This window comes from Pseudoalteromonas pernae, assembly GCF_039831865.1.
GTDB lineage: Bacteria > Pseudomonadota > Gammaproteobacteria > Enterobacterales > Alteromonadaceae > Pseudoalteromonas > Pseudoalteromonas pernae.
Genome location: NZ_JBDODM010000003.1, coordinates 383424 through 396560, shown reverse-complemented (window position 1 = coordinate 396560; position 13137 = coordinate 383424). Strand labels below are relative to the sequence as shown.

2 protein-coding genes are annotated in these 13137 nt (G+C 44.0%); one reads left to right on the top strand and one right to left on the bottom strand.

Going from position 1 to position 13137, the window contains the following annotated elements; genetic code table 11:
* Positions 1-13: 13 nt before the first annotated feature.
* Positions 14-1582, bottom strand: coding sequence for an ATP-binding cassette domain-containing protein (locus V1358_RS09710; RefSeq protein ID WP_347393408.1), 1569 nt, complete (start codon positions 1580-1582; stop codon positions 14-16).
* A gap of 417 nt (positions 1583-1999) precedes the next feature.
* Here V1358_RS09710 and V1358_RS09705 point away from each other — a divergent pair, with 417 nt between their 5' ends.
* Entirely contained in the window at positions 2000-13132 is an 11133-nt protein-coding gene (locus V1358_RS09705) for an Ig-like domain-containing protein (protein WP_347393407.1), read from the top strand.
* Positions 13133-13137 lie beyond the last annotated feature (5 nt).

Here is a 13137-nt window from a genome sequence, read left to right as displayed (position 1 = left end):
TACTTTTTGAAGCCTAACCCGCTGTTAAATAGATTGTTTTTTCTACACCGCAACTCGTACAAAAATATTCATCATGACTTACAAGGATAAAAGCGCCTCCATACTCGAATAGGGCTTCACTGATATAATGTTGCGCCTCAAGGTCTAGATGGTTATCAGGCTCATCAAGCAGTAATAGAGGAGCATTGGGGCGCTGAGTGACAACAAGCAAGGCGAGTTTCATACGCTCACCTCCACTTAAGTGAGTAATGGCTTGGAGTGCTTTGTCACCGCGTAACCCGATTCCTGCAAGCGCCGTGCGCCATTCACTGTCACTCAATGTAGAAAGCGTAAGTTCTTTGGCGATTAAGGGAGTGTCGCAATGATTCAGCCAACTGCAATGTTGATCGAGATACACCATATCTGAATTGCAATGAATGGAACCGGATATGGCGGTTAACTCACCTGCGATGAGCTTAAGCAGTGTGGATTTACCTGAACCATTACTACCGTGTAAACGGGCTTTACAGTGAGTTTTCATAAGCAGGTTTATAGGGGCGTTTTCTACAAAGGGAACGAGTACATTCTCAAGAACAAGTATGTCTTTATGTGAGTCGGGGCGTGAATTATTGAAGTGAAGTTGCTGTGTTTTATTCACCTCTACCTTTTCACGCACCGCATTATGCTCTTGAGTGAGTTGCGTGTGCTTTCGCTCACTACGAATACGTTGGGATTTTTGATTTTGCCCCGCACTTTCTTTTTGCGCATTAAGTACCACCTTCGCTTGGCTACCGATTTTTTTCTTGCCCTGAGTTGCACGTTTTTGCGCCTTTTGAGCATTTCTCTCAAATTTAAAAGCGTGTTGTTTAATGGCTTGCTTGAGATTGGCCTGTTGGCTTTCTAATGCTTTGAGCTGCATGGATTTATAGGTTTTAAAGTGACGATAGTTTCCTGTGTATTGGTTTATGCCAAGCGAAGTAAGCTCTAAAATGCAATCAACGTACTCAAGCAGTTTTTGATCATGAGAAACAATTAAAATTTGGCCAGTATAGGTGGCTATTTTTTCCAAAAGCCATGCTCTTCCTTCACCGTCCAGGTGGTTACTTGGCTCATCGAGAATCAGTAATTCATAGTTTGCACAGAACAATGCGTGAAGCCTTAGCTTAGCAAGCTGGCCTCCACTTAAGTGGCCCAAAGGTAATTGAGTGTTAGCGGGAAGCCCTAAGCGCAATAGTTCATTTTCGAGTTGTTCTTGTAGTTGCCATTGTTCGCCAACAACATCAAAATGTTGTTGCTCATAGCTGCCAGACTGAATAGCCGCTAACGCTGCAAGTGTGTCATCAACTCCAAGGAAGCGAGCTATGCTTTGCTGCCAATCAGTGTTTAAGTGCTGACTAAAGTAACCAATATATAGAGTGCTAACAACATTGCCTGAGGTGGCTTTTTTACGTCCAGTTAATACCTCAATAAGCACCGATTTTCCCACCCCGTTGCGACCCATTAAGGCGGTAACTGGGTGTTCAAGAGAGAAGCTAAGGTTGGAAAAAAGACGTACACCGTTGTCAAAGCATACGTTAAGTTCGTGAACAGATAATACAGACATAATCGCCCCTTAAAAATGGGGTGATGTCGCGCATCAAACAGCGGATTGACTCGATAAAATGTGAAGTGAAGATAGCCCAAATGACGCGCACCAATCACCCTAGTAAACCAAATATATAATGTGGGATAGCTAAGGAGGATTAGTTGTTCATTGGCATAGATCTCAAAAAGTAGTCAAACTAGATAGTAATAGCTTCGCCCAACTAAGGCAACGTTTTTACGCGAGAGTGTGAGAACATAATGCTGCTTACTATTTGAATTGAAAAAATGAATTTAATGTGAACATTATTGTTATTAAGTTCCTAATAATGTAACATTTTATTAGTTTACGAATGGAATTCGAATTTAACACACGGAAGTTGTGCTCAGAATCAACAACATAAGCACGGTTTCCTACGTCTCTTTTGTGGGAACGATTATGAAACTTCTATCTCAACCCTTCCTTTTTGTCGCCCTTGTTTTTGCGGCTAGTTCCGCCTCCGCTGCGAGCAAAGACTTCTGTGAAGTGTACCCTGTTGGGCTTCCCCATAAACTCGTTGAAGATGGTGTTCTCCGTCATCATGACAAAGTGACTTTAGGGAATGGTTCCGGCAACTTTAGTTGGTTAACTTGGAGTGGCAAAAATGACGCCAACACATTAGCTCAGGGCCTTGTCCCTCCGGGTACTAGCGATGAATATGTTAGCCCTTACGACAGTTCAGATAACTTAGTTGAGATTGGTGATTGGGTTCAAGGTATTCCAGGAGTTAAAAACTCGAAAGAACTCAACGCGAATTTAAGTAAGTTGGTTGGCAAGGAAATAATAGTCCCATTTTGGGGTGAGAATTCAGGTTCAGGGGCAGGCTTAAACTATCGTATTCAAGAGTTTGGTATTGTTGAGTTAACAGACTATCGACTAGGTGGCAAAGGCTGGCTATCGTTCAATTTCAAGGGGTTCACTACATGCTACAATGTTGCTCCTGTAGCGAACGACACCTTGGTAACGACTCAAGAAGATACGGCAATAACCTTTATTGCTCTAGCGAGTGATGAAGACAATGATCCCCTAAGTTACACTAAATTGAGTTTGCCTAAACACGGTATACTGAGTGGTGATGGTCCTGAATTTACATACATTCCAAGCATTAATTTTGTGGGAAGTGATCAGTTCACTTTTAGTGTTAACGACGGTGAAGAAAACTCAAATACTGCCACTGTGACTATCACTGTCACACCTGTAAATGATGCTCCAGTAGCTTTTGCACAAACACTCACGACGGCTGAAGACACAGCACTTTCAATTACCCTATCGGGCGCAGATGTTGATGGCGATGTTATCTCTGTTGGGCATTATACAGCTCCAGGCAATGGAATTATTTCTGGTGAACCACCCACTCTTACTTACACACCGAATCCCAACTTTTTTGGTGATGATGCCTTCACTTTTACAGTCTCGGATGGATTATTAGAATCTGAATCAGTAGTAATCAAAATTAGTGTAACGCCAGTAAATGATGCACCAATTGCTAAAAATGAAAATTGGCAGACACTCGAGAACACAACTCTCGTTGGGGAGTTAACGGCAACTGATCCTGAAGGCGATGAGCTCAGCTTTGAGATAGTCTCACAACCCAGTAACGGGGTAGCTGTATTAGCAGGCAACCAAGTCACATATACGCCAAACGCAGGCTATTTTGGCCCCGATAACTTTACTTTTGTTGCCAAAGATCAAGACCTTGTTTCTAATTTAGGGCAAGTAACGATTAATGTTATCGAGGCCAATAAGCCTCCTGTGATCACCAGTACACCGCCTTTAAACGCTTCAGAGGGTACAATCTATTCGTATGATGTAGAAGCGCAAGACCCAAATACGGTTGATGAACTTCAATATGCTCTGGAAATTCGACCAAGAGCATCGGATATTGATCCCAAAACAGGCGCTATTAGCTGGGTACCCACTCATGAATTCGTACTTTCTAACGACCTACAAAATGCATTTTGTTATGCATCCCCTAGCGAACTGAAGTTTGACCCTGTAATAAAGTGGAATTGGACATCACCAAGCGTAGCTCCCTCGAAAAATGGCGTTTTTGGGCCGGTATCTGTTGCTCAATTTACGGATGATAATGACGATGGCGAAATTAACCATTTGGACACTCCTGATGTTGCGTTCACTTCAGGAAGTACTAGTGGTACGGGAGTGTTGAACATTATTGACGGCAAGACCGGTCAAGAGATCTTTTCTTCTGAACAGTTTGATGTCAGTAGATATGGGAGTTTAGCTTTAGGAGATATTGACTCGGATGGCATCGTTGAAATAGTTGTTGCTGGAGGCGATGGCAGGAAAGAGTTACTAGCATTTGAACATGACGGCACATTGAAGTGGCGGGCTGCAACAGGACCTTATCATAGTGAAGAACCCAGAGATGCAATTGCACTTGCCGACATCGATGCTGATGGAAATGTTGAAATTATTCATGGGGCTAACGTTTTCGATGCAAATGGAAATTTGTTGTGGAGTGGAGATCAGGACTCAGGAGGATATCAAAGTTATGGGTATCTATCATTTGCAGCTGATATCGATCTAGACGGGTTTCAAGAAATTATCGCTGGACGAACGGTATACGACTACCAAGGGAATGTATTGTGGCATCAAGAGGAATTGCCTTCTGATGGTTTTAACGCAGTGGGGAATTTTGACAACGATCAGTATGCTGAGATTGTCTTAGTTGCTAACGGACAAGTTCATTTATTAGAACATCAAGGTAACATTATTTGGTCAGTTGCAATACCCGGTGGTGGCTATGGCGGAGCGCCAACGATTGCTGATTTCGACAACGATGGTTTACCTGAAATAGGTGTGGCAGGAAGAGATCGTTATGTTGTGCTAGAACATGATGGAGCTATTAAATGGACTAAGTTCGTTAAAGATCATAGTTCTAGTAGAACAGGGTCATCTGTATTTGATTTCAATCAGGACTCAAGGGCTGAAGTTTTATATGCCGATGAAATATACTTTTATGTACTTGATGGCGAAACAGGTGATGAGTTAATTAAAATACCAAATGAGTCAGGTACAACATTAGAATATCCAGTTGTAGCTGACATCGATAAAGATGGTAGTGCGGATATTCTTTTTGGATCTAACTTCAGTGCGTCAGGTAATGGTTTGAGGGCGTATAGCTCACAGTCTAACTCTTGGGTTGCTACTAGAAGTATCTGGAATCAACATGCTTACAGCATTGAAAATATAAATGATGACTTGTCTATTCCGCAAAAACCAAGGCAAAGTTGGCTTACAACAAATACATTCAGGCTCAACAGCTTTCAAAATTCGCAACCGACGGGATTAGCAGATCTTGTGGGTTCAAACCTAACTATTAATAACCTAGATGGTAATTTTTATATAGTTTCAGCTGAGGTTTTCAATCGGGGGCTAATGGAGGTTAACGGCCAGTTCACCGTTAAATTATACAGCGAGACAGACAATGGTGAATTAACACTGCTCGGCGCTCAAATCATTGATAGGATTCAAAGTGGCGAAAGAGTCATTTTGGACTTTCCAGATATTCCTAAAAGTGAATTTGGGAATAGTTTAATCATTGTCCTTGACGAGGAACAACTTGTATCCGAATGTATCGAGAACAACAACGCAAGCAAGTTTGTTTTGTTTGGAGTACAGGTAACAGATATAGCAGGACTATCTGATGAGCAAATATTCATTCTTGTCACGAGAGAAGGTAATTTAGCGCCATTTTTTGAAGACCTCAAAGCGACACATAATTTACCTGTTAATGACTTCTATCGATATAGTTTTAAAGCAACAGATATTAATATCGGTGATGCTTTAAGATATACACTTCTCAACCCTCCTGTAGGCGCAAAGCTTGCTGAATACACAGGGGAGTTTTCGTGGCAACCAACAGTTTCACAGATCGGATCTCATAGATTTGCTATAAAAGTTGAGGACCTTGCAGGCTATTCAGCGGTATTAAATTTAGCGTTTACTGTTGGGCCTTCAGATGGCAATCAGCCACCGGTAATCACCTCTAGCCCTTCAACTTCTGGCGAGGTGAATAAATTATATACATATGAGGTTCAAGCATTCGATCCAGATAATAACGGAGCATTATCCTACTCTCTGAACACTTGGCCTGAAGGAGCTTTAATAGACCAAAGCACAGGTATAATCGAGTGGCTCCCCTTAAACAGTGGTGACTACGAGTTTAGCGTTAGTGTTACTGACGTAGAACAAGCGACAACTCATCAATCATTTGTACTGACAGTTACGAATCAATTCGCCATAACATCGACGCCAGAATTAGTAGCAAGCAACACTCAGAACTATACATACTCAATTGAGACTTCGGGCGCGCCTGCAGATGACTACCGCTTATTAATAGGCCCAGATAATGCAAATGTTATTGGAAACGTAGTTCACTGGCAGCCTAATCACAGAAATGTTCTAGAGCCTAAACTCGAAATTCTGTCCTGTGTTGATTATGAAAGTCTAGTTGTGGGCTCTCCTGGAAGTCACGTATTAACAGTTGAATCACACCACATGGCAGGTGTTCTACCCAAACTCTATGGGACGATTCCAGATCAATATGTCGACACAAGTATTATCGACAATCAAAAAGAAGTCAGTATTTTTGCTCGAGAGCTAGCTGCCAAAAGCTGGTTTAGTGATTTCAATACTTTCGCTTATACAACTCAAGAGCCTGAATGGGAAGGTTACCTAACGCGACTTGTCGTTCGTAATGATGGGGAAGAATTACTTGGGTTTGAGGCAGGGGTTTACGCTTATCAAGTGCCTGCAACACAGTCTTATAAAGACCGTGCATTAGCTTTTCATAATGATACTTGGGCTAGAAGGCTCAGCCATGATGTCTGTGAGCGCGAAAATAACTTTGGGGTTATAAACGGGCAGCATAATGATGCATGGGAAGATTGTGTCGTAGAAGGATGGGGGGCATTTTCTGTTCTTGAAAATGTCGGGCAACCTTCAAAATGGCAAGCTGATTTAGTCATAAGTTCAGCTTCGATGGCAAATAGCAATATCAATTTTGATGTGTTTAACAGAGGCCTAACCACCTCTGCAAACTATCGAATCCAAATATACACCAGGATTAACTCCACTTTAGAACTCATTCACAGCGAGGAATTCACAGGCGTAAGTGCTGGTAAAGAGGTAACACATTCCTATACATACGATAAGGAAATTGATGGCGATATCCGAATTGTTGTAAAGCCTCTGAATGACTTACTCGAGTGTCATGTTGGAAACTCAGAAGTGGATTTATTTAAGTTCGCGGTCGAGGCGACTTCTATAGAAGGCTCGAAGAAGAAACAGCAGTTCTGGTTGTCTACTTTAAATGAACAGCTGAGCTTTGTGAGCAAAGCTCCACTCAAGGTATACCAAGACGCCAACTATGTGTATACAACAGCTATAAGTGGCGGGAGTGGCCAATATTCATTTAGTGTTAGTGGGCCAAATGGCATGGAAATTAATGATAAAGGAGTTTTATCATGGAGCCCTGTTGTTACTCAGGTGGGAACTCACGACTTCGTTGTAACTGTTACAGACGAAGACAATAATTCTGCATCCCAACACATTTCTTTAGAAGTATTGAAAGCGCTCAACAATATAGCGCCTGAGATAACTTCTATTGCACCAACTCAAGCCGTAGTGGGGGAACAATATAAATACGCGATTGAAGCTGTTGACAAGGAAGGCGATACACTCACTTTCGCCCTATCTTCTGGGCCGAATAGTGCACAAATCAATGAAAATATTCTGACTTGGACGCCAACGCGAGAAGAATACGATTGGTACGCGGCACATAACCTTCATAATTTGAACCCGGGTGGCGCATACGCGCTACTTGAAGTGGAAGTCAGAGATCAGCAGGGTTTAATCGGAAGACAGAAGTGGGTCTTGAATATAGATTTACCAAATGGATCTGAAGTTATAAAGCCTCAGATCGTTAGTGAGCCGCTTTCAAGCGTTCAGGCGGGTGCTAATTATGTTTATTCGGTTATAGTTGAAGATTCCTCTGGAACACAGCTTGATTACACATTGACGAGCTGGCCTTCCGGTATGGAAATCAATGACAGCGGCGTGATTTCATGGCAGACAAAGGATTCTTGGGGCGGTGAATATCATGTAGAATTCAGTGTTAATAACCAAGTTGGTGGTATTAGTAGCCAATCGTTCTATCTTTCAGTTCAATCAGGCACTGGCAATAAGCCTCCAACCATATCTTCGGTTCCAAGTTTAGATGCAAGGTTGGGGGAGTATTATTCATACCAAGTGATCGCGCAGGATGCTGATAGTGACCCATTGAACTTCGCACTTGAGTCATCCCCACAAGGAATGACCATCAATGCTGAAACAGGACTTGTTCTGTGGACTCCATTGCAATCCACTTTGGGCGCTAATGAAGTAGTTATAGTTGTGTCAGACGGCCGCGGTGGTTACGCAACCCAATCATTCACCTTGAATGTAAGTGATGGCACGGCAACTAACACATTACCTGTTATTAGCTCAATGCCGGGGACGGTTGCACGGGCAACCTACCTATACCGATATCAAATTGAGGCGTCAGACGCTGAAGGTGATGCACTCACTTATACCTTGGAACAAGCCCCAGATGGCATGAGCATTGATGACGCCGGTGCAATTTCGTGGCAACCAGATGCGCAACAACAGGCCGCTGTGCGCGTACGAGTCAGTGACGGCCAAGGCTATGTAGAGCAAGGCTGGACTATCACAGTTAATAGTGCGGATACTGTGCTTCATGCAACGATAAGCGCTTCACCAGGCTTTGCTGATGAAGGCGAACTAGTCACTATTAAAGTTAATCCAATTAATGCTATTGCGCCTGTTACAGTGGCATTAGAAGTTGATGGTCAGGTTGTTGCAACAGACTCAACATACAGTGCGCAAATTACCGCTTTAGGCATCGGTGAACACCCAATCAAAGCGACGGTGACAGATGCATACAACAGTATTGAAATCACCGCGAGCTTCTATGTTAAGGATCCAAGTGATCTTGAGCCACCGACACTCGCGATAGTTGCGCCAATTAATAACGCAGTAGTTTCCGAACCAACAGAAGTCGTTATCAATGTTGAAGATACCAATCTGGCAAATTGGCGGTTAGTGTATTTTGAGCGTGGAACTGAAGGCAACAACCCAATTGAGCTGGCAAATGGTCAACAGAATGTCCAGCAACAGGCTGTTGCAACCTTTGACCCAACGATGCTCAACAACGGCTTGTATACGCTGGTGTTAGAGGCGCAAGACGTATCTGGGCAGTTGTCTCAAGAAAGCGTTAATATTGCGGTTGAGGGTGACTTAAAAGTGGGTAACTTCTCCATCACCTTTGAAGATGTAAATATTGCCGTTGCGGGAATGCCCATTGGCGTGACGCGAACCTATGATACGCGCGATAAGCATAAAAATTTAGATTTCGGTTACGGTTGGCGAGTTGATTATCAGAATATCCGTATTCAGGAATCTCGCATTCTTGGTAAAGGCTGGGGGCTGAACGAATATCGTTCTGGTTTCTTCAGTAACTGGTGTGTGGAACCCAATGGCGACCCAATTGTCACTATCACTTTACCGGATGGCCGAGTTGAGAAGTTTAAAGCGAAGGCCAATCCGCATTGTAATCAAATAATCCCGATACAAGACGTAACCTTGGAATTTGAGGCGATAGAAGGCACTACTTCTACGCTGACGCAAAAGGACTATGGATTGCTACGTGTAAATGCAGGTGACTTAGTTGACTTAGGTGACCCTGGAAACGCAGTTGATCCAACTCATTATCAATTAATAACAGCAGATGGCTATACCTTTGACTTGAACGAAGGCTTTACTATTGAGCGTATTACTACGCCAACTGGCCACACGCTCACTTACACCAAGGATGGAATTATTCACAGTGGCGGGATGAGCATCACCTTTGAGCGCGATGTCAATGACCGCATAGAAAAAATACTATTGCCAGATAACACCAGTATTAGTTACGAATATGATGAAAGTGGCGATTTAATCGTCCACAAAGATCAATTGCAGCAAGGTACAGAGTTTACTTACAACAAAAGCCATGGCTTGCTCGATATTATTGCTGCAAATGGCGTTCGAGTTGTGCGTAATGAATACGATGAACAAGGTCGTCTTATTGCGCAAATAGATGCGGATGGCAATCGCCTTGAGTTTACGCACGAGCTTGATGCGAATCGCCAGCTTATTAAAGATCGCCGTGGCAACACGCAAGTCTTGACCTACGACACCATGGGCAATGTACTTACGCAAACCAACGCACTAGGTGAAACCATCACTCGTTCCTATGATGGCGAACAAAACGTCTTATCAATGACCGACGGTGAAGGCAATACCACAGCGTGGACATACGATGGTAATCGTAACAAGCTGAGTGAAACCAATGCATTAAACCATACGGTTAACTTCAGCTACGGTAATTTCAATCGGTTACTGACAGAAGACGACCCAGATGGTGTTCGCCTAATCACAAATGAATACGCCCGAGACGGTAACATTGAAAAGAGCACCAACGCGCTCGGTGAAGTTTCTAATTTCACCTACGATGAATCTTTGGGTGAACTCGCATCTTTATCTGACGATATAGGTACACAAGCTGCCTTCACCTATAAGAAATATGGTGATGCCTTTTATATTGGCAGCAAAACTGATGCTGATGGCGTGGTGACTCAGTACCAGCGTGATGCAATGGGCCGTGAGCTGAGCGAAACTATGACGCGCACCCTCGCCAATGGCACAGCCGAATCGCTAGTCACTCAGTATGAATATGATGACAAAGGCCGATTAGTTAAAACCATAGACCCAATGGGATACGAAACACGTACAGAGTACGACGTATTCGACAACGAAACGGCGATGGTTGATGAACTTGGGCGCCGCACTGAGATGGATTACGACACCCGAGGCAACCACACGCAAACGCGTTATCCGGATGGCACCCAGATCACCAAAACATATGATGCCGAGAATAACCTAATTAGCGAGACCGATCGCAGCGTCAGAGTCACTCAGTATGAATACGATGCTGCCAATCGTTTGGTTAAAACCACTTACCCAGATGCGTCAATTATGCGCCAAGAGTACGATAAAGCAGGGCGCATGGTGGCAACTGTTGATGGCAGAGGCAACCGCACTGAGTATCGCTACGATGCTGCTGGCCAGCAAATAGAAGTGAAAGATGCGCATGGGCAAGTGACCAGTTATGAATACGACAAACGGGGTAATCGCATTGCGATGGTGGATGCATTGTTGCACCGTTACGAGTATGACTATGACCTAGCAGACAGGTTAATCAAAACCACCTTCCCAGATGGCACATTCACAACCACAACATACGATGCTCGTGGTCGTAGAACTGCACAAACAGACCAAGCAGGTATTATCACCCGTTACCACTATGATGGCTCAGGCCGCTTAACGAAGGTGGAAGATGTTGAGGGTATCCCGACCACTTACACTTATGATGAGTTAGGCAACAAGCTCACGCAAACAGATGCTCTGGGCCGCACTACACGCTGGGCGTATGATAAACGTGGTAATGTGCTCAGCCGCACCTTGCCCCTTGGTCAAACAGAGCACTTCACCTACGATGAAGTGGGCAATCAACTTACCCACACTGATTTTAACGGTGAACTGACTCGTTATGAGTACGATACCAATAACCGCTTAGTAAAAGTGATTTACTCACAGGGTGATGTAGAAACCTTCACTTACGACAGCAATGGTAACCGTACGCAAGCGTCAGGCCCACAAGGTACATGGCAGTACGAGTATGATGCGCAAAACCGCTTGATAAAAGAAACCAAGCCAAGCTCTGAGGTGTTGGCATACAGCTATGATAACAACAGCAACAAAGTGCAAACGCTTATCACCTATCAAGACGGTCAAACGCGCACTGAAAGCGCAGATTACGATGCGCTCAATCGCTTAATCTCGGTAGCCGTTGATGGCGTGATGCAAGCAAGCTATGGTTATGACGATAATGGTAATCGCACCTCGCAAACTAACGCTAACGGCACCAGCACAACCTATGAGTACGATGTGCTTAATCGCCTCACCAAGGTGCAACATTACAATGCCCAAGGTGCGTTAATTGAAGCGTTTACCTACACACTGGATGACACTGGCCGCCGTACTAAGTTAGAGCAAAGCACAGGCAGAACCTCAGATTATGGCTACGATAACCGTTATCGTCTCACGTCTGAAAGCGTCACTGACGCACTACAAGGCAACTACCTTGCACGCTTTACCTATGATGATGTGGGCAACCGTCTAACACAAACCATCAATGGTGAAACGACCACCTACGTGTATGACGACAATGACCGTATAACCAGTGAGAGGAGTGCGACGCAAAACACCACCTACAGCTACGATGACAACGGCAATACCCTAGCTAAAACCATCGATAATGCGCAGGTGCAGTATGTGTACGATATTCGTAACCGCATGATATCGCTGGATGCCACTGCAGTCGGTGGTGATAAGACTGACTATCAATACAATATTGATGGCATTCGTATTGCGAAAACCCTTAATGGGCAGGCAACGCATTATCTGGTTGATAACAACCGTGATTATGCACAAGTGATTGCTGAGAGTAACGACCTTGGCACACGCCTCAAAACCTACCTTTACGGTGATGACTTACTCAGTCAAACAGACACCAGCAATACCACCAATACCTATCACTACGACGGCCTAGGCTCAACGCGTTTACTCAGTGACGACTCAGGCACACAAAGCGACAGCTATACCTATGCCGCCTTTGGTGAGCTGCTTAATCAAACGGGCACCACGGAGAATAACTTCTTATTCGCTGGTGAGCAGTTTGATGGCGATTTAGACCAGTACTATCTGCGTGCACGTTATTACGACCAGAGTGTAGGGCGGTTTACTCAGCAAGATGAGTGGATGGGCCGTGATGGTGAACCTGTTACGCTGAATAAGTATGTGTATGCTCATGCGGATCCTGTGAATTTTGTGGATCCGAGTGGGTACTTCGGATTATCCGATGTTATGGGTGCGGTCAATGTTCAAGGCGTATTAACCACAATCGGGACAAGGGCGGGTGCTAATGCGGCTGGAAGGCGTCTATTATGGAATGGCGCATGTTTCGTAGTTGAAGAAATGGCCGAGGCTGCAATATCACAAGCTGTGGGTCTTTATATTTTTGATGATATCTTAGTCAACAAGCCGTATGTAGGGCAATCCAAAAGTAATATCGTAGATAGATTAAACTCTCATTTTAGGGTTACTCGAACGTATATAGATAATGTAACACATGTGCTTCCGGTGTCTGTTGCTCCCGGTGTGTCTGATAAGCTTCATGACGTTCTTGATGCATTGGAGCAGTCTTTTATCGATGACTTTAATGGGCCGGGGGGAAAGAAGGGTCAAAGTGGTGGCTCAGCGAACAAGCGAAACCAGGTAGATGTAACCAAAGATAAGAGAAAATATCTCAAAGATTTAATGGATAAGTTTAAGATATGTCCCAAATGATAGAT

Coding starts and splice junctions, on each gene's coding strand:
- V1358_RS09705 (WP_347393407.1), top strand. CDS start 2,000: ATGAAACTTCTATCTCAACCCTTCCTTTTTGTCGCCCTTGTTTTTGCG.
- V1358_RS09710 (WP_347393408.1), bottom strand. CDS start 1,582: ATGTCTGTATTATCTGTTCACGAACTTAACGTATGCTTTGACAACGGT.